Below are 26,397 nucleotides of genomic sequence, written 5' to 3'. Positions count from 1 at the left end.
CGACGACGGATCCGGCCGCACGGCCGACCGTCCGTCCGGCTGCGGCCCGCACCGCAACGACCGAGGGCCGGAACGGCGACCGGGCGGCGACTGTCAGTACGGTCGGTCACACTGGACGTGTGACCATAGGTGGGCCCACACCTGCACAGAGTGACCCGGTCGGCAGTGACCAACAGTGACCAGCAGCGACGCACCGACAGATAGGCGAGGCCCGGCTGCGCCTTCCCGGGGGTACGGCCCCCGGTGCCCCCGAACACGGCAGAAGAAGCAGCCCGCCCGAGCGGACCAGACCGACACACGAGGCCAGAAATACCGTGAACTTCACGCGTTGGAGCGCCCGCCTTCCCGGAACGCAGCGCCGCGCCGCCGCACGGGACGACCGTAGTTCCGTGCCGGCGGCCCGAGCCGAGTACGCCCGGCCGGACGGTTCCCCCGCCCTGCCGGACGACGCCTCCCCGGCGCCTTCCGGCCCCGCCTCGACGGAGGCCCTCCCCGGGCCCGCCCTCGACGACCTCTCCGCCCGCGAGATCCTCGGGCGGCTGCCCGCCCCCGTCGCCCTGCTGCACGGCCCGGACCACCGCATCGCGTACGTCAACGACGCGTACGAGGCCGCGTTCGGCCCCCGCCCGTGCGGGGTTCCCGCGGCCGAGGCCATGCCCGAGCTCACCCAGCTCAGCGTGGTCCCGCTGCTCGACCAGGTCCTGCGCAGCGGCACCGCCCGCACGGTCAAGTCCCGCAGGACCCCCGAGGGCGGTTCGTACACCGTGACCTGCACCCCCGTCGCCGCCTGGGGCAGCACGCAGGACGAAGGAGACGGGGACGGCAGGGGCGATGGGCCCGCCGGGGCGGCCAAGGCGGACAGGGCCGACAAGGCGGCCAAGGGAGGCGACAGGAAGGACGCCAGGGGCGAGGGCGGCGTCCTCGTCTACGCCGCCGACGTCACCGACCACGCCGAAGCCGCCGAACGCCTGCGCACCAGCGAACGCCGCCACCGCGAGACCGCCGTCACCCTCCAGCGTTCCCTGCTCCCGCAGGAGCTGGAACAGCCCGACGACCTCCGCATCGCCGCCACCTACCAGCCCGGCGGAACCGACGCCGCGGTGGGCGGCGACTGGTACGACGTCATCACCCTCGGCGCGGGCCGCACCGCCCTGGTCATCGGCGACGTGATGGGCCGAGGGGTCCGGGCCGCCGCCGTGATGGGCCAGCTCCGCACCGCCGTCCGCGCCTACGCCCGGCTCGACCTCCCGCCGCACGAGGTGATCCAGCTGCTGGACGTCCTCGCCGCCGAGATCGACGCCAGTCAGATCGCGACCTGCGTCTACGCCGTCCACGACCCGAACGAGGGGCAGCTCGTCTACGCCTCCGCCGGACACCTCCCGATCCTCGTCCGCGACGAGGAAGGCACCGTCCACCGCGCCGCCGACCCCACCGGACCCCCGCTCGGCACCGGCGGCTGGATCCACACCTCGGGCACCATCGCCCTGCCGCCCGGCTCCACCGCGGTCCTCTACACCGACGGCCTGGTCGAACGGCGCAGCGAGGACATCGACGAGGGCGTCGCCTCCCTGGCCCGCGCCCTCTCCGGCGCCAAGGGATCACCGCAGGTGGTCTGCGACCGGCTGATCCGCTCCCTCGGCGTGACCGCCGAGCACGACGACGACGTGGCGGTCCTGGTGGTCCAGCACCCCGCCCGCACGGGACCGCACGCCGAGCTGTTCCACAACGCCGCGCTCGATCTCCTCGGCGGCATCGAGGCCGCCCCGCGCGCCCGCGCCTTCGCCACCGGTGTCCTGACCTCCTGGCGCTTCCCCGTCGAGCTCCGCGACCTCGGGGTCCTCGCCACCAGCGAACTGGTCGCGAACTCCCTCCAGCACGGCACCCCGCCGATGCGCCTGGGACTGCGCCGCACGGACCGCCGGCTGATCATCGAGGTCACCGACGGCGACGACCACCTGCCGCGCCGCCGCCAGGCCGAACCGGCGGACGAGGCGGGGCGCGGCATCTCGATCATCGCCTCGATCGCCACCTCCTGGGGCAGCAGGCGCACACCGGGCGGCGGCAAGGCGGTCTGGTGCGAGTTCGCCCTGCCGCGGTGAAAGCCGCGACAGGGCGAGGAGACGACGGGTCCGGTCAGTGACGGGTCCGGTCAGTGACCGGCGGAGGCCGGGGCGGAGGCGGCGGAGGCGGTGTTCCCGGCGGGAACCGGGCCGTCCGCCCCCTCGGGCAGTGACACCGCCACCACCCGCGAGGGGACGGCCGCCAGCGACGGCTGGTCCTGTACGGGGGTGAGCCGGCGCCCCAGCCGCAGGGCGAGCCAGGTGATGCCCAGCGAGAACAGCACGAACGTCACGATGTACGGGCCGTGCAGCGACGCCCCCATCGGCCCGCCGACGGCCGGACCGACCGCCAGCGCGAGCTGCTTGCACAGGGCGAACGCCGAGTTGTACTGCCCGACCATCGACTCCGGCGCCAGATCGGCGACCAGCGGGGCGACGGTCGGCGACAGCATCGCCTCGCCCAGCCCGAACAGCGCGTACGTCGAGATGAACGCGGCCGTCGCCATGGTCTGGCTGCCGTGGCCCAGCCCCGCGTATCCGGCGACGATCCAGGCGAACGCCCAGATCAGGCCGACCAGGGCGATGACGCGGCTGCGCCGCCGCCGCTCCACCAGCCGCAGCACGACGAACTGCGCCACGACGATGACCGCGGTGTTGGCGGCCAGCGCGAAGCCGAGGGTGGCCGGCTCGATCCCGGCGGCCTCCGTGCCGTACGCGGCGAGCCCGGACTCGAACTGCCCGTAGCAGGCGAAGAACAGCACGAAGCCCAGCACGCACAGCTGCACCATGGCCCGGTGCGAGAGCAGCGCGCGCAGCCCGCCCTTCGCCGCGGACCCGTCCGACGGGCGGGTCCCGCCGAGCGAAGCCGGACGGGGCATCCGCACGGTCGTCACCACGACGCCGAGCACCACGAACATCACGGCCTCGATCAGGAACAGCATCGTGAAGCTCGCCGGACGGCTCACGTCCACCAGCTGCCCGCCGACGAGCCCGCCGAGGCCGAGCCCCAGGTTCTGCAGGAAGAACTGCGTGGCGAAGGCCCGCGTACGGGTCGCGGTGCTGGAGCACCACACGAGCATCGTGGCGAGGGCCGGCTGCATGACGGCGGTGCCCGCGCCCAGGACGACGGCGGACAGCACGGCCGTCGGAACACTGCTCGCGAAGCCCAGGGCTGCCGCGCCCACGGAGGCCAGAACGGAGGCCACCACCAGCACGGGCAACGGGCCCCGCCGGTCGATGGCCCGTCCGGTGAACGGCAGAACGGCCAGCGCCGCCATCGCGAAGGCTGCCAGGACGACTCCCGCCGTCCCGGCGCCCAGATCCCGTACCTGCGCCACGTAGACGTACAGATACGGGACGGTGAACCCGAGGCCGAACGCGCTCAGCGCGCTGCCCAGCTGGATCCGCCGCAGCGCTGCGCCCATCTCCCTGGTCACACTCACCTACCTCAACAACTCGAAGGCCTCGATCGCGGAGCGTCGAGACCTGGCACGAAGAAATCAGACTCGAAGACTTTAGCACTAAACTTAGAAGGTGAAAACTACAGAGTGAAGGACTTCAGGGGGTGGGGGCGTGCCATACTGCCCGCCATGTCTGAGAGCACCGAGGAGCCCGGCCCCAGCGAGCCGAGCCTCGACGAACAGATCGCCGCCTACCAGCGCGAGTTCCGCGACCTCGACCCCCAGGTCGAACAGGTCGTCTCCGCACTGGGCCGACTGAACCGCCGGATGAACGTCGCCTACGGGAGACAGGTCGCGGCGCTCGGCATCAGCAACGCGGAGTGGGAGGTCCTCAAGACGCTGGTCCTGGCGGGCGCTCCCTACCGTCTGGGCCCCGGCGAACTGGCGAAGCGCCTCGGCCTCACTCCGGCGGCCATGACGCATCGCATCGACCGGATGGCCGGCGAGGGTCTGGTCACCCGCGACCGCGACGAGAACAACCGGGTCCGCGTCATCGTCGAGCTGACCGACGAGGGCCGTACGAAGTGGCTCGAGGCGATGCGTATGGCGAGCGACTTCGAGGAGGACCTCCTCCAGGACCTCTCCGGCGACGAGCGCGGTGTCCTCGGCGAGCTGCTGGTCCGCCTGCTGCGTCGCGTGGAGCACGCTCAGCCGGATGCCGGCGGCCGGCTCACCGACCTGGACTGACGGCGGCGACCGCCATCGGGGACGACGGTCGGCGCAGAGGCCCTGCGGAGGCCACCGGGGGAGGGTTGACACACCCCTGGTGGATCCGTAAAGTTCTCCGAGTTGTCACGGAGCCGGACGGTTCCGCGACAGCCGATCCCGCCGCGAACGCGGCAACCAAACTTCAGCACGATCTCCCACTCGGGATGATTTCTGCATGCCGGAATTCATTGCGAAGGCCCGATTATGAGCCGCCGGGAGAGTCCGCTAGAGTTTGAGCGTCGGAACGGCCCAACGGCCGGGAGGACAAGCCCCGCTGACTGGGAATCAGGCCCGAAAGGATCTGATAGAGTCGGACTCGCCGGAAAGGGAAAACGCGAAAGCGAAGAACCTGGAAAGCGAAACTGCACGGCCCGCTTCGACCGGGAATCGGACACGAAAGAGTCTGATAGAGTCGGAAACGCAAGACAGCAAGATAGAGCAGTACCGAAGGGAAGCGCCCGGAGGGGCCCGGTGAAACGGGACCGAAGGAAGCGTCCGTTCCTTGAGAACTCAACAGCGTGCCAAAAGTCAACGCCAGATATGTTGATACCCCGGCCTGCTTCGGCAGGTTGGTGGTTCCTTTGAAAGTCCTGTCGTTCCGCCCCGTTGTGGGTGGCGGCAGGCAATACACAGCGAGGACGCTGTGAACAACGGGTCTTATTCCGACCGGTTGTTCCGCTCTCGTGATGTGTGCACCCGATTACGGGTAAACATTCACGGAGAGTTTGATCCTGGCTCAGGACGAACGCTGGCGGCGTGCTTAACACATGCAAGTCGAACGATGAAGCCTTTCGGGGTGGATTAGTGGCGAACGGGTGAGTAACACGTGGGCAATCTGCCCTTCACTCTGGGACAAGCCCTGGAAACGGGGTCTAATACCGGATAACACTCTGTCCCGCATGGGACGGGGTTAAAAGCTCCGGCGGTGAAGGATGAGCCCGCGGCCTATCAGCTTGTTGGTGGGGTAATGGCCTACCAAGGCGACGACGGGTAGCCGGCCTGAGAGGGCGACCGGCCACACTGGGACTGAGACACGGCCCAGACTCCTACGGGAGGCAGCAGTGGGGAATATTGCACAATGGGCGAAAGCCTGATGCAGCGACGCCGCGTGAGGGATGACGGCCTTCGGGTTGTAAACCTCTTTCAGCAGGGAAGAAGCGAGAGTGACGGTACCTGCAGAAGAAGCGCCGGCTAACTACGTGCCAGCAGCCGCGGTAATACGTAGGGCGCAAGCGTTGTCCGGAATTATTGGGCGTAAAGAGCTCGTAGGCGGCTTGTCACGTCGGATGTGAAAGCCCGGGGCTTAACCCCGGGTCTGCATTCGATACGGGCTAGCTAGAGTGTGGTAGGGGAGATCGGAATTCCTGGTGTAGCGGTGAAATGCGCAGATATCAGGAGGAACACCGGTGGCGAAGGCGGATCTCTGGGCCATTACTGACGCTGAGGAGCGAAAGCGTGGGGAGCGAACAGGATTAGATACCCTGGTAGTCCACGCCGTAAACGTTGGGAACTAGGTGTTGGCGACATTCCACGTCGTCGGTGCCGCAGCTAACGCATTAAGTTCCCCGCCTGGGGAGTACGGCCGCAAGGCTAAAACTCAAAGGAATTGACGGGGGCCCGCACAAGCAGCGGAGCATGTGGCTTAATTCGACGCAACGCGAAGAACCTTACCAAGGCTTGACATATACCGGAAAGCATCAGAGATGGTGCCCCCCTTGTGGTCGGTATACAGGTGGTGCATGGCTGTCGTCAGCTCGTGTCGTGAGATGTTGGGTTAAGTCCCGCAACGAGCGCAACCCTTGTTCTGTGTTGCCAGCATGCCCTTCGGGGTGATGGGGACTCACAGGAGACTGCCGGGGTCAACTCGGAGGAAGGTGGGGACGACGTCAAGTCATCATGCCCCTTATGTCTTGGGCTGCACACGTGCTACAATGGCCGGTACAATGAGCTGCGATGCCGCGAGGCGGAGCGAATCTCAAAAAGCCGGTCTCAGTTCGGATTGGGGTCTGCAACTCGACCCCATGAAGTCGGAGTTGCTAGTAATCGCAGATCAGCATTGCTGCGGTGAATACGTTCCCGGGCCTTGTACACACCGCCCGTCACGTCACGAAAGTCGGTAACACCCGAAGCCGGTGGCCCAACCCCTTGTGGGAGGGAGCTGTCGAAGGTGGGACTGGCGATTGGGACGAAGTCGTAACAAGGTAGCCGTACCGGAAGGTGCGGCTGGATCACCTCCTTTCTAAGGAGCATTCTTACCAGGCTTCGGTTTGGTCAGAGGCCAGTACACCGGCGAATGTTCGGTGCTGGTTGCTCATGGGTGGAACGTTGACTATTCGGCACGACAGGTTGATCCGCTAGTACTGCTTCGGCGTGGAACGTGGTGAGGGATCGGTCGTGTCGGGCACGTTGTTGGGTGTCTGAGGGTACGGCCGATGAGGCTGCCTTCTGATCCGGCCCCAGTGAACTCATCCGGTTTCGGGTGGGGTGGTGGGTGGCTGGTCGTTGTTTGAGAACTGCACAGTGGACGCGAGCATCTGTGGCCAAGTTTTTAAGGGCGCACGGTGGATGCCTTGGCACCAGGAACCGATGAAGGACGTGGGAGGCCACGATAGTCCCCGGGGAGCTGTCAACCAAGCTTTGATCCGGGGGTTTCCGAATGGGGAAACCCGGCAGTCGTCATGGGCTGTCACCCGCTGCTGAACACATAGGCAGTGTGGAGGGAACGAGGGGAAGTGAAACATCTCAGTACCCTCAGGAAGAGAAAACAACCGTGATTCCGGGAGTAGTGGCGAGCGAAACTGGATGAGGCCAAACCGTATGCGTGTGATACCCGGCAGGGGTTGCGCATGCGGGGTTGTGGGATCTCTCTTTCACAGTCTGCCGGCTGTGAGGCGAGTCAGAAACCGTTGATGTAGGCGAAGGACATGCGAAAGGTCCGGCGTAGAGGGTAAGACCCCCGTAGCTGAAACATTGACGGCTCGTTTGAGAGACACCCAAGTAGCACGGGGCCCGAGAAATCCCGTGTGAATCTGGCGGGACCACCCGCTAAGCCTAAATATTCCCTGGTGACCGATAGCGGATAGTACCGTGAGGGAATGGTGAAAAGTACCGCGGGAGCGGAGTGAAATAGTACCTGAAACCGTGTGCCTACAAGCCGTGGGAGCGTCGCTGGCGCACTTGTGCTGTCAGTCGTGACTGCGTGCCTTTTGAAGAATGAGCCTGCGAGTTAGCGGTGTGTAGCGAGGTTAACCCGTGTGGGGAAGCCGTAGCGAAAGCGAGTCCGAACAGGGCGGTTGAGTTGCACGCTCTAGACCCGAAGCGGAGTGATCTAGCCATGGGCAGGTTGAAGCGGAGGTAAGACTTCGTGGAGGACCGAACCCACCAGGGTTGAAAACCTGGGGGATGACCTGTGGTTAGGGGTGAAAGGCCAATCAAACTCCGTGATAGCTGGTTCTCCCCGAAATGCATTTAGGTGCAGCGTCGTGTGTTTCTTGCCGGAGGTAGAGCACTGGATAGGCGATGGGCCCTACCGGGTTACTGACCTTAGCCAAACTCCGAATGCCGGTAAGTGAGAGCACGGCAGTGAGACTGTGGGGGATAAGCTCCATGGTCGAGAGGGAAACAGCCCAGAGCATCGACTAAGGCCCCTAAGCGTACGCTAAGTGGGAAAGGATGTGGAGTCGCAGAGACAACCAGGAGGTTGGCTTAGAAGCAGCCACCCTTGAAAGAGTGCGTAATAGCTCACTGGTCAAGTGATTCCGCGCCGACAATGTAGCGGGGCTCAAGCGTACCGCCGAAGTCGTGTCATTCGTACATATATCCCCAACGGGAGTACGGATGGGTAGGGGAGCGTCGTGTGCCGGGTGAAGCAGCCGCGGAAGCGAGTTGTGGACGGTTCACGAGTGAGAATGCAGGCATGAGTAGCGATACACACGTGAGAAACGTGTGCGCCGATTGACTAAGGGTTCCTGGGTCAAGCTGATCTGCCCAGGGTAAGTCGGGACCTAAGGCGAGGCCGACAGGCGTAGTCGATGGACAACCGGTTGATATTCCGGTACCCGCTTTGAAACGCCCAGTACTGAATCAGGCGATGCTAAGTCCGTGAAGCCGGCCCGATCTCTTCGGAGTTGAGGGTAGTGGTGGAGCCGATGAACCAGACTTGTAGTAGGTAAGCGATGGGGTGACGCAGGAAGGTAGTCCAGCCCGGGCGGTGGTTGTCCCGGGGTAAGGGTGTAGGACGCACGGTAGGCAAATCCGTCGTGCATATAAGTCTGAGACCTGATGCCGAGCCGATTGTGGTGAAGTGGATGATCCTATGCTGTCGAGAAAAGCCTCTAGCGAGTTTCATGGCGGCCCGTACCCTAAACCGACTCAGGTGGTCAGGTAGAGAATACCGAGGCGTTCGGGTGAACTATGGTTAAGGAACTCGGCAAAATGCCCCCGTAACTTCGGGAGAAGGGGGGCCATCACTGGTGATCCGATTTACTCGGTGAGCTGGGGGTGGCCGCAGAGACCAGCGAGAAGCGACTGTTTACTAAAAACACAGGTCCGTGCGAAGCCGTAAGGCGATGTATACGGACTGACGCCTGCCCGGTGCTGGAACGTTAAGGGGACCGGTTAGCTGACTTTCGGGTCGGCGAAGCTGAGAACTTAAGCGCCAGTAAACGGCGGTGGTAACTATAACCATCCTAAGGTAGCGAAATTCCTTGTCGGGTAAGTTCCGACCTGCACGAATGGCGTAACGACTTCTCGACTGTCTCAACCATAGGCCCGGTGAAATTGCACTACGAGTAAAGATGCTCGTTTCGCGCAGCAGGACGGAAAGACCCCGGGACCTTTACTATAGTTTGATATTGGTGTTCGGTTCGGCTTGTGTAGGATAGGTGGGAGACTTTGAAGCGGCCACGCCAGTGGTTGTGGAGTCGTCGTTGAAATACCACTCTGGTCGTGCTGGATGTCTAACCTGGGTCCGTGATCCGGATCAGGGACAGTGTCTGATGGGTAGTTTAACTGGGGCGGTTGCCTCCTAAAGAGTAACGGAGGCGCCCAAAGGTTCCCTCAGCCTGGTTGGCAATCAGGTGTTGAGTGTAAGTGCACAAGGGAGCTTGACTGTGAGACCGACGGGTCGAGCAGGGACGAAAGTCGGGACTAGTGATCCGGCAGTGGCTTGTGGAAGCGCTGTCGCTCAACGGATAAAAGGTACCCCGGGGATAACAGGCTGATCTTCCCCAAGAGTCCATATCGACGGGATGGTTTGGCACCTCGATGTCGGCTCGTCGCATCCTGGGGCTGGAGTCGGTCCCAAGGGTTGGGCTGTTCGCCCATTAAAGCGGTACGCGAGCTGGGTTTAGAACGTCGTGAGACAGTTCGGTCCCTATCCGCTGTGCGCGTAGGAATATTGAGAAGGGCTGTCCCTAGTACGAGAGGACCGGGACGGACGAACCTCTGGTGTGCCAGTTGTCCTGCCAAGGGCATGGCTGGTTGGCTACGTTCGGAAAGGATAACCGCTGAAAGCATCTAAGCGGGAAGCCTGCTTCGAGATGAGTATTCCCACCCTCTTGAAGGGTTAAGGCTCCCAGTAGACGACTGGGTTGATAGGCCAGATGTGGAAGCCCGGTAACGGGTGGAGCTGACTGGTACTAATAGGCCGAGGGCTTGTCCTCAGTTGCTCGCGTCCACTGTGTTAGTTCTGAAATAACGAACGGCCGTGTTGTTGTCCGGTGTTGGTTAATTTCATAGTGTTTCGGTGGTCATTGCGTTAGGGAAACGCCCGGTTACATTCCGAACCCGGAAGCTAAGCCTTTCAGCGCCGATGGTACTGCAGGGGGGACCCTGTGGGAGAGTAGGACGCCGCCGAACAATTTTTCCGGGAAAGCCCCGCACCGTATGGTGCGGGGCTTTTCTGCGTTCTGAACGTCTAGGGTCGGACCATGCGCTACGAACTGGTCATCTTCGACAACGACGGTGTGCTCGTCGACAGCGAGCCGCTCGCCAACACCGTCCTCTCCGGCTACCTCACCGAGCTGGGACACCCCACCTCGTACGAAGAATCGCTCCGGGACTACATGGGGTCCGCCGTGCACCGGGTCCACGATCTCGTCGAGGAACGGACCGGGCAGAAGCTGCCCGAGGACTTCGACTCCACGCTCAACACCCGTACGTTCGCCGCTTTCCAGCAGGAGCTCGTGGCCGTCGACGGGGCCGAGGAACTGCTCGGAAAGCTCGTCGCGGACGGGGTGGACTACTGCGTCGCCTCCTCCGGGAGCCACGAGCGGATCCGGGTCGGGCACCGCAAGACCGGCATCGACCAGTGGTTCGAGGAGGAGTGGATCTTCAGCTCGGAGGATGTCGGGCGGGGCAAGCCGGCACCGGACCTGTTCCTGTACGCCGCCGAGCGGATGGGGGTCGCGCCGGACAGGTGCGTCGTCATCGAGGACAGCCCGCTCGGGGTCGAGGCGGCGCGGGCGGCCGGGATGGACGTGTACGGGTTCACGTCGATGATGCCCGCCGACCGGCTCGTCGGAGTCACCGGGCACTTCTCGGACATGGCCCAGCTCCCCGAACTGCTCGCCTGATCCATCTACCCCTGGGTAGCGCCTGGCTCTACGCTCGCGGCCATGACAGATGCGGGCTTGCGGCACGGCAGGGCCTCCCTGGGGTTGAGCTTCGGCGTTCAAGGGGTGGCCTTCGCCCTCCTGGTGACGCGCATCCCCGCCATTCAGGACCAGTACGGGATATCCGACGGGCTGCTGCCCGTCTTCCTCGCCGCTGTCCCGATCCTGGCGGGGGCCGGCAGCGTGGCCACCGAGAAGGTGGTCGCACGGGTGCGGCCCGCTGCCGTCCTGCGGTGGTCCCAGCCCCTGGTCCTGCTCGCGCTCCTCGGCGTGGGCGCCGGGCGGGAGGTGTGGCACGTCGCCGTCGCCCTCGGCGCCTTCGGACTGGCCGTCGGGGCCCTGGACGCCTCGATGAACATGCTGGGCGTCAGCCTCCAACGGGCGTACGGGCGCAGCATCATGCTCGGCTTCCACGCCGCCTACAGCCTCGGCGGGATCGTGGGGGCTTCCCTGGCGTGGGCCGGGGCGCGCTGGGACCTGTCGCTGTTCGCGTCCTACCTGCCCGTCGTGCTGGTCCTGCTGCCCGCCGCGCTGGCCGGGAGCCGGTGGTACACGGAGGGCGCGGGGCCGAAGGAGAAGGAGCCCGGCCCCGCCGGCGCCGGCGGAGCCGTGTCGTTCCGGCTGCTGCTGCCGCTGTGCCTCGTCATGAGCTTCGCGTACATAGGGGACTCGACGGTCTCCAACTGGAGTGCCAAGTACCTCCAGGACGTGCTGGGCGGTTCGGAGCAGCTCGCGACCGTTCCGTACAACGTCTACATGGTGACGACCCTGCTGGGGCGGGCCGTGGGGGACCTCGGGGTGCGGCGGTTCGGGGCGGTCGCCGTGGTGCGGAGCGGAAGCCTGCTGGCGGCCGGCGGGTTCGCGGTCGTGGCGACGGCGCCCGGGGCCTGGGTGGGAATGCTCGGATTCACCATGCTCGGATTCGGGCTCTGTGTGATCGTGCCGCAGACCTTCGCCGCCGCCGGCCGGATGTTCCCGGGGAGCAGCGACGCCGCCGTGGCCCGGTTGAACATCTTCAACTATGTGGGGTTTCTGGTCGGTTCGCCGCTCGTGGGCGCTCTGGGGGATGCGTGGAGTTATCGCGGGGCCATGCTCGTACCGATGGTCCTGGTGCTGGCGACGCTCGTGTACGCCCGCGCGTTCGGGCCGGAGCCCGCCCGATACGGTGGCGGGCATGAGCGGCCGCGCACAGCTGATGTGGGATGACGCAGTTACGGGATACGACTTCGGGGACACCCACCCCATGGACCCGGTCCGCCTCGCCCTGACGATGGGGCTGGTGCGGGCGTTCGGGCTCGATACGGCGGTGGACCTGCGGTCCGCGAAGCCCGTGGGGGACTCCACCCTGCGGCTCGTGCACCGGCAGGACTACGTGGCGGCGGTGCGCGCCGCCTCCGCGGACCCCCGGTCGGCCGACCAGAGCTACGGGCTGGGGACCGTGGACGACCCGGCGTTCGCCGGGATGCACGAGGCGTCCGCGCTGATCGCCGGGCTGTCGGTGGGCGCGGCCGAGGCCGTGTGGCGGGGCGAGACCGAGCACGCGGTGAACTTCACCGGGGGGCTGCACCACGCCATGCCCGGTTCGGCCGCCGGCTTCTGCGTCTACAACGACCCCGCCCTCGCCATCGCCCGGCTGCTGGAGCTGGGCGCCGAGCGGGTCGCGTACGTCGATGTGGACGTCCACCACGGGGACGGGGTGCAGGCCGCGTTCTGGGAGGACCCGCGGGTACTGACCATCTCGCTGCACGAGCACCCGAGGACGCTCTTTCCGCAGACCGGGTGGCCGGAGGAGACCGGGTCGGGGGCGGGGGAGGGGGCCGCGGTCAACGTGGCGCTGCCGGCCGGGACCGGGGACGCGGGATGGCTGCGGGCGTTCCACGCGGTGGTGCCCGAGCTGCTGGCCGACTTCCGGCCCCAGGTGCTCGTCACCCAGCACGGGGCCGACACGCACTTCGAGGACCCGCTGGCCCACCTCGCCGTCTCCCTGGACGCGCAGCGGTCGGTCATGGAGTCCTGCCACGAGCTGGCCCACCGGTACGCGGACGGGCGCTGGGTGGCGCTCGGCGGCGGCGGGTACGCGGTGGTGGACGTGGTGCCCCGGTCGTGGACGCACCTCGTCGGGATCGCCGCGCACGCCCCCGTCGATCCGGAGTCGGTGGTGCCGCCGTCCTGGCGGGATCTCGTCTACGCCCGGACGCGGCAGTTGGGACCGGGCCGGATGACGGACGGGCGTACGCCCGCGTGGCAGGCGTGGGAGGACGGGTACGACCCGGCGGACCGGCTGGACCAGGCGGTGCTGGCGTCCCGGAAGGCGGCGTTCCCGCTGCGGGGGCTGCTGACCTGAGACCGGGGGAGCGGGGGCATTGTGCCGTGCGTTACGCCAACGGTGGGGCGTAACGGGATTTTCGCCCGCGGGCATCGGCGGTACGGCAGCATCCCTGGGGTGTTGAGCACCGGGGCGCTGCGCGCCCATCTGCTGGCGGCCCGGCTGGCCGGGCCCGTTGCCACGTCGCGCGAGACCAGTCTGCGCAGCTACCGGCTGTTCGCCGCGCGGGATCCGCGGGTGATGCTGGGGCTCGCGCCCGAGCGGGTTTGGGGCGAGGGCGAGCTGCTGCGGCTGATGGCGGAGCGGTGCGGGGTCTCGGCGGATCCCGCGCAGGTGAGCGGTCCGGACGCGATCGATCCGGAGCGGACGGTGGCCGCGCTGGACGCGTTCGCCGAGCGGTTGGCGCTGGTGGCGGAGCGTCGGGCTCCGGTGCTGCTGGGGACCGGTCACCCGCATCGGCTGCTCGGTTTCTACGCCGGGCTGGCAGACGCTCTGTCGGCGGCGGGCTGTCCTGTTCTCACCCCCGCGCAGGGGAGATGTGTCGACATAACGACCCGGTTCGGCGTACGCACGTACAGCCTCGATTACGTACGGGGTGTCGCCCTGGTGCGCGAACCGGGGGGGCGGCCCACGGGGGGCGAGACCGGGGCGCACACGCATTCGCCGCTTCCGGTGCGGCTCGCGCTCCAGGACGCGGCGGAGCGGCTGGGGGTGCTGCCCGAGCTGGTGATCGGGGATCACGGCTGGGTCTGCGGTGCAGGTCAGCTGGGGATCGAGGCGATCGGGCCGGCGGACACGGACGATCCGGCGCTGTTCGTGGGAGAGGCCGAGGGGCGGGTGTCGGTCGTCGTTCCGGTGGACGACGGCGTACGGGCCCCGTTTTACCGGCCGTTGACGCGCTATGTACTCAATCGGGCCCGTCTGTCACCGTAGGCCTCTCGCTGTCTCTCCTCTTCCCCACTCGCACCACGCGCCCCTAATCTGTGGAGTGAGCGCACAGCGACGAAGAGTCACCGGAGGGGAAGCCGGTGCGCGTCCGGTGCGGAAGGTACAGGTGGGTCATGGCTGCTGGCAGCGAGAGGCCTCTCAACGAGGTCAAGTTTCTGACCGTGGCGGAAGTCGCCTCGGTCATGCGAGTGTCGAAGATGACCGTGTACCGCTTGGTGCACAGCGGTCATCTGCCGGCGATCCGGGTGGGCAGGTCCTTCCGGGTGCCGGAGCAAGCGGTGCACGCGTATCTCCGCGAGTCCTTTGTGGGGGTGGAATCAGCCTGAGGTTGCCTGCGGATTACGTCCCTCGGACGGTGGCGGGTAGGCTAGGCCGACGTAGGTCGTGTGGGCCCAGACGCCCCGCACCAGTGAAAATGAAGTGAGCGAGGGTAGTCGTGGGCTCTGTTATCAAGAAGCGGCGCAAGCGGATGGCCAAGAAGAAGCACCGCAAGCTGCTCAAGCGCACGCGCGTTCAGCGTCGCAACAAGAAGTAAGCGAACGCAGTTCGTGAGATCCGCGGCCCCTCCACCGTTCCGGTGGAGGGGCCGCGGTGCGTTTCGGAGCCCGGGGTCGTCACAGGGCGGCGTCCACCCGCTACGGTGACGGCCAGGGAAGTTACCGCGGGAAGCAGGGGAGCCGGGTCTTGGGAAAGGTCGTGCTCGTCACAGGAGCGGCCCGGCAGCTGGGGGGCCGCTTCGTCCGGCGCGTCCAGTGCGAGCCCGGGGTGGACCGGGTGATCGCGGTCGACGCGGTCGAGCCCGCCCATGAGCTGGGCGGCGCGGAGTTCGTGCGCGCGGACATCCGGCAGTCCGCCCTGGCGCGGATCCTGGCCGAGCACGCCGTCGACACGGTCGTGCACCTGGACGTCTCCGGCAAGGCGCTCGGCGCCGGCGGCCGGACGGCGATCAAGGAGACCAACGTCATCGGGACCATGCAGCTGCTCGGCGCCTGCCAGAAGTCCCCGGCGGTGCGGCGGCTCGTGGTGAAGTCCAGTACGAGTGTGTACGGGTCGGCGTCCCGCGATCCCGCGGTGTTCACCGAGACCACACCGCCCAAGTCGCTGCCGAGCGGCGGTTTCGCGAAGGACGCGGTGGAGGTCGAGGGGTACGTACGGGGCTTCGCCCGCCGCCGGCCGGACGTGGCGGTGTGCGTGCTGCGGTTCGCCAACATCCTGGGACCCCGGCCGGACTCGCCGCTCGCGGACTATCTGTCGCTGCCCGTTCTGCCGACGGTCTTCGGCTACGACCCCCGGCTCCAGTTCGTGCACGAGGACGACGTGGTCGACGTCCTGGGGATCGCGGCGGGCGAGCCCCGGCGGGGAACGCTGAACAGCGGCACGTTCAACATCGCCGGCGACGGGGTGCTGTTGTTGTCGCAGTGCTCGCGGCGGCTGGGGAAGCCGACCGTGCCGGTGCTGCTGCCCGCCGTCACCTGGGTCGGCTCGGCGCTCCGTACGATCGGCATGACCGACTTCTCGCCGGAACAGATCCGGCTGCTCACCCATGGCAGGGTGGTCTCGACGGTGCAGATGCGCGAGACCCTCGGTTTCCGGCCGAAGTTCAGCACGGCGGAGACGTTCGCGGAGTTCGCGCGGAGCCGGGGTCCGGGGCTGCTGCCGCCGGAGACGGTGGGCAGGGCGGTGGACCGGCTGGCGGCGTTGCCGCTGCCGGGAGGCGCCGGACCGCGGGAGCGCGGGGCCGGTGCGGTACAGACGACTCACGGCGCCAGGTAGAGGAGCGCACCGACGATGGCGGACGCCAAGGTCATTCCGTTCGACGACGACCGTTCGCGGTCCGGTGGCGCGTCGCGTCCGGCGCGGCGCCGGACCGGGGCGGGCGGTCCCGGCGGCGGTAGAGGCGACGGCTCCGCGGCTCCGGTGAGCGCGCTGCCGGGGGCGCAGGTCCCCGAACCCTCCGCGGTGTCCCCGGAGGCGGGGGAGGGGGGCCGGGAGCCTCGTCGGGACGCGGTGGACGCGGGCGGCGCCCCCGGTGGCTGGGAGCGGCGGATCGCGGGCGGGCTCGCGTTCCTGCGGCGGCGGGTCACCGGTGATTACGACGTCGACGAGTTCGGGTACGACCGGGAGCTCACCGACCAGGTCCTGATGTCGGTGCTGCGGCCGCTGGCGGACACGTACTTCCGGGTCGAGGTGAAGGGCATCGAGAACATCCCGTCGGACGGCGGGGCGCTCATCGTGGCCAACCACTCCGGGACGCTGCCGTTGGACGGGCTGATGCTCCAGGTCGCGGTGCACGACAACCATCCGGCGGACCGGCATCTGCGGCTGCTCGCCGCCGATCTGGTGTTCCAGCTGCCGGTCGTCAACGAGCTGGCGCGCAAGGCGGGTCACACGCTTGCCTGTGCGGAGGACGCGCAGCGGCTGCTGGAGATGGGCGAGATCGTCGGGGTGATGCCGGAGGGGTTCAAGGGCATCGGCAAGCCGTTCGGCGAGCGCTACAAGCTGCAGCGGTTCGGGCGGGGCGGGTTCGTGTCGACGGCGCTGCGGGCGGGGGCGCCGATCGTGCCGTGCTCGATCGTGGGCGCGGAGGAGATCTACCCGATGATCGGGAACGCGAAGACGCTGGCCCGGCTGCTGGGCTTCCCGTACTTCCCGATCACGCCGACGTTCCCGTGGCTGGGGCCGTTGGGTGCGCTGCCGCTGCCGACGAAGTGGACGATCCAGTTCGGGGAGCCGATCCCGACGGACGGGTATCCGCCGGAGGCGGCGGAGGACCCGATGCTGATGTTCAATCTGACGGACCAGGTGCGTGAGCAGATCCAGCACACGCTGTACAAGCTGTTGGTGCAGCGGCGGTCGGTGTTCTTCTGACGGGTCGGCGGTCGGCACGGAAGGGGGGCCGGTACGCGGATCGCGTGCCGGCCCCCCTTCTTTTCGTGTGCGTTCTTTTCGTGTGCGCCGGGCCTTCCTGCCGTTCTACGGTTTGAGGTTCTCGCCGTTGATGCCGAGGCCGGGGAGGAGCCCCGGGAGGAGCGGGGGCAGGGTGACGTCCGGGTCTGCGGGTGCGCTGGGCCGGTCTTCCGGGGCGGACGGGGCGAGGCCGTCCGTCGGGAGGTCGTCCAGCAGGCCGTCCGTACCGCCGCCGAGCAGGCCGTCCTCCGGGGTGGCGTCGGCGGAGTCCGACGGGCCGGAGGGGTCGGGGGCGGTTCCGCCGTCGGTGCGGTCTCCGGGCTTCTCGGGGGAGGCCGGGGGCGCGGGGGCGTCGGTCCGGGGCTTGCCGGTGTCCGGGGTGGTGGCGTCGGAGCGTCCGGTGCCCTGGTCCGTGCCCGGGGGGCGGGGGAGGAGGGACTGGAGCGGTGCGACTTCGTCCTCCATGGCCTCGAAGACGGAGCTGACCTCGTCGCGGACGTCGGTGAGCTGGACGGGCAGCCGGTCGCGGAGGCGGCTCCAGGCGTCGCGGTGCGACCGGGAGAAGGTGTCCAGGGTCTGGATGGGGCCGATCGATCCGTCGCGCTGGTAGGCGGAGTGGAGCAGCCGGTGGCCCTCGGAGGCGTCGTGGGACATGCCGTTGAGCGCGCGTCTGACGGCGCCGAGGGATTCGTGGTCGAGTGCGCCGGACCGGCCGCGCTCCATGAGTCTGCGGGCCTCGCTCAGCCGGGTGGAGGCCTGGTCGAGGTAGACCTCGCCGCGGTCGGCGTCCCCCTTGGCCATGCCGAGGCTGATGTCCTCCATCCCGCGTTTCAGTCCGTAGAGCGAATCACCGGGGAGGGCGTCGGAGCTGGCGGCGGCCACGCCGCCGAACGCTCCCGCGGCCACGCCGACGGTGAGCCCGCCGGCAGTGAGCCCCTTCGCCCAGCGTGAGCGGGGTCGCAGTTTCCGCAGTGGTGAGGCCCGGTGTGCGCCCTTGCCCCGCTGCACGGGCACCGTAGGGCCCGTGGACGCGCCGCCCTCGGCGAACATGGTCTCCATGGCCGCGACGAGCTGGGCTCGCTGCACCATTTTGACCTCGGGGTCCAACTGCGGCTTCGGTAGCTCACCGAGGCCGTTCGCCAGGGCCAACAGCGGTTCGCGGTCGGCCTGGTCGGCCGGTTCCGCGGGCTGTACGGCCGCCGCACCCTGGGAGGTCTCTTCTTCCAGGGCCTGGGCGAAGGCGTTCGCCCGCCGGTGTGCCGAAACGTTTGCGATCACTGGCGGCACCTCCTCTCGTCATGACGGTCGACTCCCCTGGCCGTCCGGAAGGTTGCCCGGCTTGAGCGTTTCCACTCGATGGAGTGAGTGGCTACGGACAGGGGGCGACGACAGGGGGCCTGCAACCGGCACAACGAGGCGCTCGGCACTTGGGTTACGCACGAAAGATGATCGGACCAGTGCGTGACGGGACGGTCACGCAGAGGTCTGATCAGCGGGCGTCGTCCGGCAGGAGCCGGGCGAGCGTCCGTACGGCTCGGTACTGGAGGGTCTTGATCGCGCCCTCGTTCTTGCCCATCACCCGGGCGGTCTCCGCGACCGAGAGGCCCTGGAGGAACCGCAGGGTCACGCACTCCTGCTGCTGGGGGTTGAGTCGCCGCACGGCCTGGAGCAGGGCGGCGTTGGACAGGGACTCCAGGACGGAGTCCTCGGGGCTGCGCGCCACCTCGTTGGCGTCGAGCATCTCGCCGGTGGTCACTTCCAGTCGGAAGCGACTGGATTTGAAGTGGTCGGCGACCAGGTTGCGAGCGATCGTGACCAGCCAGGCGCCGAAATCGCGGCCCTGCCAGGTGAACGTGGAGATGCGGCGCAGCGCGCGGAGGAAGGTCTCGCTGGTGAGGTCCTCCGCGGTCGCCTTGCCGCCCACGCGGTAGTAGATGTACCGGTACACGGTGTCGCTGTACTGGTCGTACAGGCGGCCGAAGGCGTCCGCCTCACCGGCCTGTGCGCGCTCGACGAGATCCATCATGCGCGCGCTGTCGCTGTCGGCGGTGGGACGGCGGACGGTCGACGTGGTCGAGGCGGCGCGGGTGCCGCGTCTTCCGACCGCCGCACTGCGTTCGGCCAGGGCGTAGCAGGGGCCGGCAGGTGCAGGGGTGGCAAAGGCGGGGACGGCGTACGCGGTGGGGACGAAGCCGCGCAAGCGGTCAATGACCGATGCACGCAGCGTAGCCAGGCCCGAGGCGTCAACCCCGACGTGTGGGTACACGGGACTCCCAGAGGCAGAGCTTCCATCACGAGCAGTTCGAAAAGCGTCACTCGTGGTAGCGAGTGGCGGGTTCCGTGATGCGTCTGAGGAGAATAACGCTTCGTGCAGGCAGCGCTACACCCAGTTGTCTAAATCATCGGTTCCGTCGCTTCTGTTATCGCTAAGTGACGTATCAAGTAGCACATGGTGACCGTTTATTGATCGGATTACTTCGTGATCTGTCTACGGGGGCGACGTGTTGTGGCCGGGCGCCGGTGATCCGGCTGGCCGGAGGGGGCGTCGCCCGCGCCGGTGGACCGGATCGCGATCGGACGTGCGGCTCCGGGCGTGGCTGCGCCCCGTGACCGGTCGCGGTGGGCGGGCACGGGGCGCGGAGGGTGCGGAAGGGGTGCGGGTCAGCGGCGGCGGCGGTGCAGGGCCACGGCGGCGGCGGTGCCGCCGGCGAGCGCGCCGACCCCGGCGGCGGCCGGGATGCCGACCTTGGCCGCCTTGCGGCCGGTGCGGTAGTCGCGCAGCCGCCAGTCGCGGGCGCGGGCGTGCTTGCGGAGCTTGGTGTCCGGGTTGATCGCGTAGGGGTGGCCGACCAGCGAGAGCATCGGGATGTCGTTGTGCGAGTCGCTGTAGGCGGCGCACCGCTCCAGGTCCAGGCCCTCCGCGGCGGCCAGCGCGCGGACGGCCTCGGCCTTGGCGGGGCCGTGCAGGGGTTCGCCGACCAGGCGGCCGGTGTAGACGCCGTCGACCGATTCGGCGACGGTGCCGAGCGCTCCGGTCAGGCCGAGGCGGCGGGCGATGATGGTGGCCGTCTCCACGGGGGCGGCGGTGACGAGCCAGACCTTCTGCCCGGCGTCCAGGTGGGCCTGGGCCAGGGCCCGGGTGCCGGGCCAGATGCGGTCGGCCATGTACTCGTCGTAGATCTCCTCGCCGATGGACATCAGCTCGGAGACGCGGTGGCCCTTGACGATGGACAGGGCGCTGTCGCGGGCGTCCTGCATGTGTTCGGGGTCCTCGACGCCGGCCAGCCGGAACCAGGCCTGCTGCCAGGCGAACCGGGTGAGTTCGCGGCGCTCGAAGAACTTGCGCTTGTAGAGGCCGCGGCCGAAGTGGAAGATCGCGGCGCCCTGCATGACGGTGTTGTCGAGGTCGAAGAAGGCGGCGGCGCGGTCGTCCCCGGCGACGGGGAACGCGGGCTCCTCGGGGGGCGTCGCGTCGGCGTCTGCCGGGGCCTTGGCCAGGAGGGCGGATTCGTCCTCGGCGACCGAGGTCTTGCGCGCGGCCTCGGCGGCGGCCTCGCCTGCCAGGACGCTCCGTGCGGTAGCGGAACGCCTACGGGGTGTGAGCCATCCAAGTGCGGCCATGCCGTGAGCATAGCCAGTCCGTCCGGGCCTGCCCGACCTGCCGCGATGCGGGGGCGTGAACGCTGCGGGTCGGAATGGTGAATCGGGTGATTCCGGGCGGTCCGGGAGGGCGGTGCGCGGGCGCAGAATGAAGGCATGAGTGCTCTGCTGCGACGTAAGAGGAAGAAGCCCGCCGAGCGGGTGGTCACGCTGGTGGGGAAGTCCGGGTGCCATCTGTGCGAGGACGCGCGGGCGGTGGTGAGCGCGGTCTGCGCGGAGACCGGTGCGTCGTGGGTGGAGCGGGACATCACCGAGGACGAGGAGCTGTACAAGGAGTACTGGGAGCAGATTCCGGTGGTGCTGATCGATGGCGAACAGCACACGTTCTGGCGCGTGGACCCGGCGAGGCTGCGCAGGGCACTGGGTGCGGACGCGAAACCCGGTTAACATTGCGGGCGTTTTGAGTGGCCTCGGGGGCTTAGTTATGAGGAGTGTGTACCGCTTTGCCCCCTTCGAGGCTGCAACGGGCCGATGCGGCCCCCGGTTCCGGGATCGCGCGGGGAATGTGCGTGACCCCGGTCACTTTGACCAGACAAAACGGACACTATCTTTGTGCACGCGTTCACAAAGACATAGCCTGCATTCGACGGGGCGGTCCTGGGACATACGGCCGCCTGCAGCCCCGCTCATCCCGCAGGAGCACCGTGGCAACTGGCCGAACTCACCGACCGGCGACCCGTAGCCGAGGAATTCCCGAGGCCACCGTCGCCCGACTTCCGTTGTATCTGCGCGCCCTGACCGCGCTCTCCGAGCGATCGGTCCCCACGGTCTCCTCCGAGGAGCTGGCCACGGCGGCCGGGGTGAACTCGGCGAAGCTCCGCAAGGACTTCAGCTACCTGGGGTCCTACGGCACCCGGGGTGTCGGGTACGACGTCGAGTATCTCGTCTACCAGATCTCGCGCGAGCTCGGGCTCACCCAGGACTGGCCGGTCGCGATCGTCGGCATCGGTAACCTCGGCGCGGCCCTCGCCAACTACGGCGGCTTCGCCTCCCGCGGCTTCCGGGTCGCGGCGCTGATCGACGCCGACCCCGCCATGGCCGGTACGCCGGTGGCCGGGATCGCCGTCCAGCACACGGACGACCTGGACCGGATCATCAGCGACAACGGTGTGTCCATCGGCGTGATCACCACCCCGCCCGGCGCGGCCCAGCAGGTCTGCGACCGGCTCGTCGCCGCCGGTGTGACCTCCATCCTGAACTTCGCGCCGACCGTGCTGTCGGTGCCCGAGGGCGTCGACGTGCGCAAGGTCGACCTCTCCATCGAGCTCCAGATCCTCGCCTTCCACGAGCAGCGCAAGGCCGGCGAGGACTCCGCCGCCGAGGACGAGGGCGCGCCCCCGATGCGCGCCACGCCCGCGAGCCGGAAGGGACCTGACGGGGACATGCCCGCCGTGATGCCGGCATGAGCCTCCTCGTCGTCGGGCTGAGTCACCGCAGCGCCCCCGTCTCCGTACTGGAGCGGGCGTCCCTCGCTGTCGAGACCCAGGCCAAGCTCCTCCAGGACACCCTCGCCGCGGAACCCGCGACCGAGGCGGCCGTGCTGGCCACCTGCAACCGCATCGAGCTCTACGCCGACGTGGACAAGTTCCACGCGGGCGTCGCCGAGCTGTCGACCCTGCTCGCCCAGCACAGCGGCGTCGGTCTCGACGAGCTCACTCCGTATCTCTATGTGCACTACGAGGACCGGGCCGTCCACCACCTCTTCTCGGTGGCCTGCGGTCTCGACTCGATGGTCGTCGGCGAGGGGCAGATCCTCGGTCAGATCAAGGACGCGCTCGCGCGCGGCCAGGAGCTGCACACCGCCGGACGCCTGCTGAACGACCTCTTCCAGCAGGCCCTGCGGGTCGGCAAGCGCGCCCACAGCGAGACGGGGATCGACCGGGCCGGGCAGTCGCTCGTCACCTTCGGGCTCCAGCAGCTCGCCGCCGGGGCCGACCCCGGGCTCTGGGCCGGCGGCAAGCGCGCCCTGGTCATCGGCGCCGGATCCATGTCCTCGCTGGCCGCCGCGACCCTCGCCCGCACCGGCGTCGCCGACATCGTCGTCGCCAACCGGACCCGCTCCCGCGCGGACCGCCTGGTGGAGATCCTCCAGCAGGGCGACGACACGGCGGTGCGCGCCCGGGCCGTCGAGATGTCCGCGGTCGGTGACGAACTGACACGTGCCGACATCGTCGTCTCCTGCACCGGTTCCACCGGCCTCGTGCTCACCGCCGACGCCCTCGCCGACGCGCTGGGCGTGACCCTGGACGCCGCCCCCGAGCGGCCGGCGGTCACCGTCACCCCGGCCCCGGCCGACGTGGACCAGCACGCCGCCTGGGTGGAGAACGGTGCGGCGGCCTCCGCCGCGCAGGCGGGTCCGGCGACCGCGCCGCGCCGGGTCACCGTGCCCGCGCAGTCGACCGGCCCGGTCCGGCTCGCCCTGCTCGACCTCGCCATGCCGCGGGACATCGACGGCGCCGCCCACCGCATCGACGGTGTGCGCCTCGTCGACATCGAGTCGCTCGCCGAGGCGTCCGCCGACGCCCCGATGGCCGCCGATGTGGACCGGGTCCGCACCATCGTCTCCGACGAGGTGGCCGCCTTCGGCGCCGCCCAGCGCGCCGCGCACGTCGCCCCGACCGTGGTCGCCCTGCGCACCATGGCCGCGGGCGTGGTCGCCGGCGAGATCGCCCGGCTGGACGGCCGCCTTCCCGACCTGGACGAGAAGCAGCGCGCCGAGATCACCCAGACCGTGCGCCGCGTCGTCGACAAACTCCTGCACGCGCCCACCGTGCGGGTCAAGCAGCTCGCCAGCGAGCCCGGCGGCGCCGGGTACGCGGACGCGCTGCGAGAACTCTTCGACCTCGACCCGCAGACGGTGGCCGCCGTCTCCCGGGCAGACCTGAACGACCCGAATAGAGGGCGGTCATGACCGACAACTCATCCCCGGGCGCGCGGAACTCCGCGCCGCTCCGGCTGGGCACCCGGCGCTCCAAGCTCGCCATGGCCCAGTCGGGACTCGTCGCGGAGGCGGTTCGCGAGGTGACCGGGCGCGCCGTCGAGCTCGTCGAGATCACCACGTACGGGGACACCTCCCGCGAGCACCTGGCGCAGATCGGCGGCACCGGTGTGTTCGTCGCGGCCCTGCGCGAGGCGCTGGTGCGCGGCGAGGTGGACTTCGCCGTCCACTCGCTCAAGGACCTGCCGACCTTCCAGCCCGACGACCTCGTGCTGGCGGCCGTGCCGCAGCGGGAGGACCCGCGCGACGCGCTGATCGCCCGGGATGGGCTGACCTTCGGGCAGCTGCCCGAAGGCGCCCGGGTCGGCACCGGTTCGCCGCGCCGCATGGCGCAGCTCAACGCGTACGCCCGTTCCCACGGACTGCGGATCGAGACCGTCCCCATCCGGGGCAACGTCGACACGCGGATCGGGTTCGTGCGCGACGGGGAGCTCGACGCGGTGGTTCTCGCCGCCGCCGGGCTCAGCCGTCTCGGCCGGAGCGGTGAGGTGACCGAGTTCCTGCCGGTCGACACCGTCCTGCCCGCTCCCGGCCAGGGAGCACTGGCGATCGAGTGCGCCGCGTCCAGCGCCGACCTCGCCGCCGCGCTCGCCGAGCTCGACGACCCGTACACCCGGGCCGCCGTGACCGCCGAGCGTGCCCTGCTCGCCGCCCTGGAGGCCGGCTGCTCCGCACCCGTGGGTGCGCTGGCCGACCTCCTGGTCGACGGACAGGTTGTCAACGAACTGCGCCTGCGCGGAGTCGTCGGTACCACCGACGGTTCCTCGCTGGTACAGCTGTCCACCACCGGTCCCGTCCCCACGTCGCACGACGACGCGGCGGCCATCGGTCGCGAACTCGCGGCCGAGATGCTCGCCAAGGGTGCGGCCGGTCTTATGGGGGAGCGAGCACTTTGAGCCCCACCGGCCCCGCCGCATCCGACTTTCCGGCCCTGTCCGCCCAAGGGCAGGTCACCTTCCTCGGCGCCGGTCCCGGCGACCCGGGACTGCTGACCCTGCGCGCCGTCGAGGCGCTCGCGAGCGCGGACGTCCTTGTCGCCGAGCCCGATGTGCTCGACGTCGTTCGCAGCCATGCGCGGGCAGGCGTGAGCACCCCTGAGCTCACCGTCGTTGACACCTCGTCAACAACCGTCGGTGTACCCGTTCTCAGGGATGCGGCCAATCTTGTCATGGAGGCCGCCAAGGGCGGCAGGCGGGTGGTCCGTGCTGTCGCGGGCGACCCCGGCCTGGACGGGGAGGCGGGGGCGGAGATGCTCGCCTGCGCCGCCGCCGGGGTGCCCTTCGAGGTGGTCCCGGGCATCGCGAACGCCGTCGGCGTGCCCGCGTACGCCGGGGTGCCCCTGCGTGACGCGCAGGGCGCGGACGTCCGCTTCGTCGACGCCCGTACCGCCTCCGACCGCTGCTGGAGCGAGGTCGGCGCGAGCGACGCGACCGCCGTCGTCTCCACCACGCTGGACGCGGTGGCCTCCGCCGCCGGCGAGCTGGTCTCCGCGGGCCGCAAGCCCGACACCCCGCTCACCGTGACGATCGCGGGCACCACCACCCGCCAGCGCACCTGGACGGCGACCCTCGGGACGATCGCCCAGGTCCTCAAGCAGGCCAAGGTGCTGCCCTCGCCCGAGGGGCACCGGCCGGTCATAGCCGTGGTCGGAGAGCGCAGCTCCGCCGCCCAGCGCGACCAGCTCGCGTGGTTCGAGTCGAAGCCGATGTTCGGCTGGAAGGTGCTCGTCCCGCGGACGAAGGAGCAGGCCGCGTCGCTCTCCGACCAGCTGCGTTCCTACGGTGCGGTGCCGCACGAGGTGCCGACGATCGCCGTGGAGCCGCCGCGTACGCCCCAGCAGATGGAGCGCGCGGTCAAGGGCCTGGTCACCGGGCGCTACGAGTGGATCGCCTTCACCAGCGTCAACGCGGTCAAGGCGGTCCGGGAGAAGTTCGAGGAGTACGGGCTCGACGCCCGTGCCTTCGCCGGCATCAAGGTCGCCGCCGTCGGCGAGCAGACCGCCGCCGCCCTGGTCGACTTCGGTGTGAAGCCCGACCTGGTGCCCTCCGGCGAGCAGTCGGCCGCCGGGCTGCTGGAGGACTGGCCGCCCTACGACCCGGTCTTCGACCCGATCGACCGGGTGTTCCTGCCGCGCGCGGACATCGCCACCGAGACGCTGGTGGCCGGGCTCATCGAGCTGGGCTGGGAGGTCGACGACGTCACCGCGTACCGCACGGTCCGCGCCTCGCCGCCGCCGGCCGACACCCGTGAGGCGATCAAGGGCGGCGGCTTCGACGCGGTCCTGTTCACCTCGTCCTCGACGGTGCGCAACCTGGTCGGGATCGCGGGCAAGCCGCACAACGTGACCGTGATCGCGTGCATCGGCCCCGCCACCGCGAAGACCGCCGAGGAGCACGGCCTGCGGGTCGACGTGCTGTCCCCGGAGCCGTCGGTGCACAAGCTCGCCGAGGCGCTCGCCGCCTTCGGCGCGCAGCGCCGGGACGCGGCGAAGGAGGCCGGTGACCCGGTGACCCGGCCGAGCGAGCGGCGTCCGGGTGCGCGCAGGCGGCGGACGACGACGTAGCGGTCACGTGGAGGGGTGGGCCCGGTCGCTTCGGCGGCGGGGCCCACCCGTCTTTCCGGCACCGTCCGCCGGTGCCGGGTCAGCGGTGCCGGTCGGCGGGCCTTGTGCGCGGGCCTTTCCCGGCGCCGGTGTCGGTAAGACCGTGCTGCGTAC

At 68.8% G+C, this 26,397-nt stretch carries 19 protein-coding genes and 3 rRNA genes; 18 read left to right on the top strand and 4 right to left on the bottom strand.

The genetic code is table 11. The features are described 5' to 3' along the window. Positions 1–314: 314 nt before the first annotated feature. Positions 315–2,099 carry an ATP-binding SpoIIE family protein phosphatase gene (locus DTB53_RS35050; protein WP_012380231.1) on the top strand — a complete coding sequence of 595 codons (1,785 nt, stop codon included), beginning with the start codon at positions 315–317 and terminating at the stop codon, positions 2,097–2,099. Positions 2,100–2,149: 50 nt separating this feature from the next. Here DTB53_RS35050 and DTB53_RS35045 read toward each other — a convergent pair whose 3' ends face one another. After that, a complete protein-coding gene (locus DTB53_RS35045) occupies positions 2,150–3,484 on the bottom strand; it encodes an MFS transporter (protein ID WP_012380232.1) in 1,335 nt (444 codons plus the stop codon). Positions 3,485–3,649: 165 nt separating this feature from the next. Here DTB53_RS35045 and DTB53_RS35040 point away from each other — a divergent pair, with 165 nt between their 5' ends. The 12 genes from DTB53_RS35040 (at position 3,650) to DTB53_RS34980 (ending at position 16,984) form a co-directional block, all read left to right on the top strand. After that, entirely contained in the window at positions 3,650–4,207 is a 558-nt protein-coding gene (locus DTB53_RS35040; RefSeq protein WP_007456156.1) for a MarR family winged helix-turn-helix transcriptional regulator, read from the top strand. A 734-nt stretch (positions 4,208–4,941) separates the two neighbouring features. After that, a 16S ribosomal RNA gene (locus DTB53_RS35030) occupies positions 4,942–6,467 on the top strand. A 299-nt stretch (positions 6,468–6,766) separates the two neighbouring features. After that, positions 6,767–9,891, top strand: a 23S ribosomal RNA gene (locus DTB53_RS35025). Positions 9,892–9,970: 79 nt separating this feature from the next. Beyond that, positions 9,971–10,087, top strand: a 5S ribosomal RNA gene (gene rrf / locus DTB53_RS35020). Together the 16S, 23S and 5S rRNA genes form the textbook arrangement of a ribosomal RNA operon. Positions 10,088–10,158: 71 nt before the next feature. Further along, on the top strand, positions 10,159–10,803 hold the full coding sequence (locus DTB53_RS35015; protein WP_012380383.1) for an HAD family hydrolase: 645 nt from the start codon (positions 10,159–10,161) through the stop codon (positions 10,801–10,803). Between the two features lie 42 nt (positions 10,804–10,845). Next, positions 10,846–12,048 carry an MFS transporter gene (locus tag DTB53_RS35010; RefSeq protein WP_012380384.1) on the top strand — a complete coding sequence of 401 codons (1,203 nt, stop codon included), beginning with the start codon at positions 10,846–10,848 and terminating at the stop codon, positions 12,046–12,048. After that, positions 12,017–13,186, top strand: coding sequence for an acetoin utilization protein AcuC (locus DTB53_RS35005; protein WP_042496879.1), 1,170 nt, complete (start codon positions 12,017–12,019; stop codon positions 13,184–13,186). Before DTB53_RS35010 ends, DTB53_RS35005 begins: the two co-directional genes overlap by 32 nt. Before the next feature lie 99 nt (positions 13,187–13,285). Further along, positions 13,286–14,101, top strand: a complete 816-nt coding sequence (locus DTB53_RS35000) for a phosphatase (protein WP_012380386.1) — start codon at positions 13,286–13,288, stop codon at positions 14,099–14,101. A 128-nt stretch (positions 14,102–14,229) separates the two neighbouring features. Further along, positions 14,230–14,442, top strand: a complete 213-nt coding sequence (locus DTB53_RS34995) for a helix-turn-helix domain-containing protein (RefSeq protein ID WP_003968329.1) — start codon at positions 14,230–14,232, stop codon at positions 14,440–14,442. 110 nt (positions 14,443–14,552) lie between these two features. Next, on the top strand, positions 14,553–14,651 hold the full coding sequence (locus DTB53_RS34990) for a 30S ribosomal protein bS22 (RefSeq protein WP_003948845.1): 99 nt from the start codon (positions 14,553–14,555) through the stop codon (positions 14,649–14,651). Positions 14,652–14,800: 149 nt separating this feature from the next. Then, positions 14,801–15,889: an NAD-dependent epimerase/dehydratase family protein gene (locus tag DTB53_RS34985; protein WP_030705999.1), complete on the top strand. Its 1,089-nt coding sequence runs from the start codon at positions 14,801–14,803 to the stop codon at positions 15,887–15,889. 15 nt (positions 15,890–15,904) lie between these two features. Further along, positions 15,905–16,984 (top strand): lysophospholipid acyltransferase family protein, encoded by a 1,080-nt coding sequence (locus DTB53_RS34980; RefSeq protein WP_012380389.1) that lies wholly within the window; start codon positions 15,905–15,907, stop codon positions 16,982–16,984. Positions 16,985–17,089: 105 nt separating this feature from the next. On the opposite strand, the gene DTB53_RS34975 is transcribed toward DTB53_RS34980, so the two are convergent. From DTB53_RS34975 to DTB53_RS34965, 3 genes are all read right to left on the bottom strand, one after another. Continuing rightward, the gene (locus tag DTB53_RS34975) at positions 17,090–18,301 is read right to left on the bottom strand and encodes a DUF5667 domain-containing protein (RefSeq protein ID WP_003968332.1); all 1,212 of its coding nucleotides are present in this window, start codon (positions 18,299–18,301) and stop codon (positions 17,090–17,092) included. A gap of 211 nt (positions 18,302–18,512) precedes the next feature. Next, a complete protein-coding gene (locus DTB53_RS34970; RefSeq protein WP_003968333.1) occupies positions 18,513–19,289 on the bottom strand; it encodes an ECF subfamily RNA polymerase sigma factor, BldN family in 777 nt (258 codons plus the stop codon). A 395-nt stretch (positions 19,290–19,684) separates the two neighbouring features. Then, positions 19,685–20,644: an HAD family hydrolase gene (locus DTB53_RS34965; RefSeq protein ID WP_012380391.1), complete on the bottom strand. Its 960-nt coding sequence runs from the start codon at positions 20,642–20,644 to the stop codon at positions 19,685–19,687. Between the two features lie 135 nt (positions 20,645–20,779). On the opposite strand from DTB53_RS34965, the gene DTB53_RS34960 reads away from it, so the two are divergent. From DTB53_RS34960 to DTB53_RS34940, 5 genes are all read left to right on the top strand, one after another. Beyond that, entirely contained in the window at positions 20,780–21,070 is a 291-nt protein-coding gene (locus tag DTB53_RS34960) for a glutaredoxin family protein (protein ID WP_012380392.1), read from the top strand. Positions 21,071–21,327: 257 nt separating this feature from the next. Then, complete coding sequence (locus DTB53_RS34955) at positions 21,328–22,089, top strand: redox-sensing transcriptional repressor Rex (RefSeq protein ID WP_003968336.1); 762 nt, start codon at positions 21,328–21,330, stop codon at positions 22,087–22,089. After that, on the top strand, positions 22,086–23,594 hold the full coding sequence (locus DTB53_RS34950; RefSeq protein ID WP_003968337.1) for a glutamyl-tRNA reductase: 1,509 nt from the start codon (positions 22,086–22,088) through the stop codon (positions 23,592–23,594). Before DTB53_RS34955 ends, DTB53_RS34950 begins: the two co-directional genes overlap by 4 nt. After that, positions 23,591–24,577 (top strand): hydroxymethylbilane synthase, encoded by a 987-nt coding sequence (gene hemC / locus DTB53_RS34945; RefSeq protein WP_003968338.1) that lies wholly within the window; start codon positions 23,591–23,593, stop codon positions 24,575–24,577. The genes DTB53_RS34950 and hemC overlap by 4 nt, the downstream gene beginning before the upstream one ends. Then, complete coding sequence (locus DTB53_RS34940; protein WP_003968339.1) at positions 24,574–26,244, top strand: bifunctional uroporphyrinogen-III C-methyltransferase/uroporphyrinogen-III synthase; 1,671 nt, start codon at positions 24,574–24,576, stop codon at positions 26,242–26,244. The genes hemC and DTB53_RS34940 overlap by 4 nt, the downstream gene beginning before the upstream one ends. The last annotated feature ends 153 nt before the right edge of the window (positions 26,245–26,397 follow it).

This window comes from Streptomyces griseus (assembly GCF_900460065.1).
Taxonomy (GTDB): domain Bacteria; phylum Actinomycetota; class Actinomycetes; order Streptomycetales; family Streptomycetaceae; genus Streptomyces; species Streptomyces griseus.
The sequence above is the reverse complement of the archived record's forward strand: the minus strand, read 5'-3'. Positions and strand labels throughout refer to the sequence as shown.

Bases quoted from the DNA above. Each gene is read 5' to 3' on its own strand.
- DTB53_RS34960 (WP_012380392.1), top strand. From the start codon at position 20,780: ATGAGTGCTCTGCTGCGACGTAAGAGGAAGAAGCCCGCCGAGCGGGTG.
- DTB53_RS35040 (WP_007456156.1), top strand. From the start codon at position 3,650: ATGTCTGAGAGCACCGAGGAGCCCGGCCCCAGCGAGCCGAGCCTCGAC.
- DTB53_RS35010 (WP_012380384.1), top strand. From the start codon at position 10,846: ATGACAGATGCGGGCTTGCGGCACGGCAGGGCCTCCCTGGGGTTGAGC.
- DTB53_RS34950 (WP_003968337.1), top strand. From the start codon at position 22,086: ATGAGCCTCCTCGTCGTCGGGCTGAGTCACCGCAGCGCCCCCGTCTCC.
- hemC (WP_003968338.1), top strand. From the start codon at position 23,591: ATGACCGACAACTCATCCCCGGGCGCGCGGAACTCCGCGCCGCTCCGG.
- DTB53_RS35045 (WP_012380232.1), bottom strand. From the start codon at position 3,484: ATGGGCGCAGCGCTGCGGCGGATCCAGCTGGGCAGCGCGCTGAGCGCG.
- DTB53_RS34965 (WP_012380391.1), bottom strand. From the start codon at position 20,644: ATGGCCGCACTTGGATGGCTCACACCCCGTAGGCGTTCCGCTACCGCA.
- DTB53_RS34995 (WP_003968329.1), top strand. From the start codon at position 14,230: ATGGCTGCTGGCAGCGAGAGGCCTCTCAACGAGGTCAAGTTTCTGACC.
- DTB53_RS34980 (WP_012380389.1), top strand. From the start codon at position 15,905: ATGGCGGACGCCAAGGTCATTCCGTTCGACGACGACCGTTCGCGGTCC.
- DTB53_RS35015 (WP_012380383.1), top strand. From the start codon at position 10,159: ATGCGCTACGAACTGGTCATCTTCGACAACGACGGTGTGCTCGTCGAC.
- DTB53_RS35005 (WP_042496879.1), top strand. From the start codon at position 12,017: ATGAGCGGCCGCGCACAGCTGATGTGGGATGACGCAGTTACGGGATAC.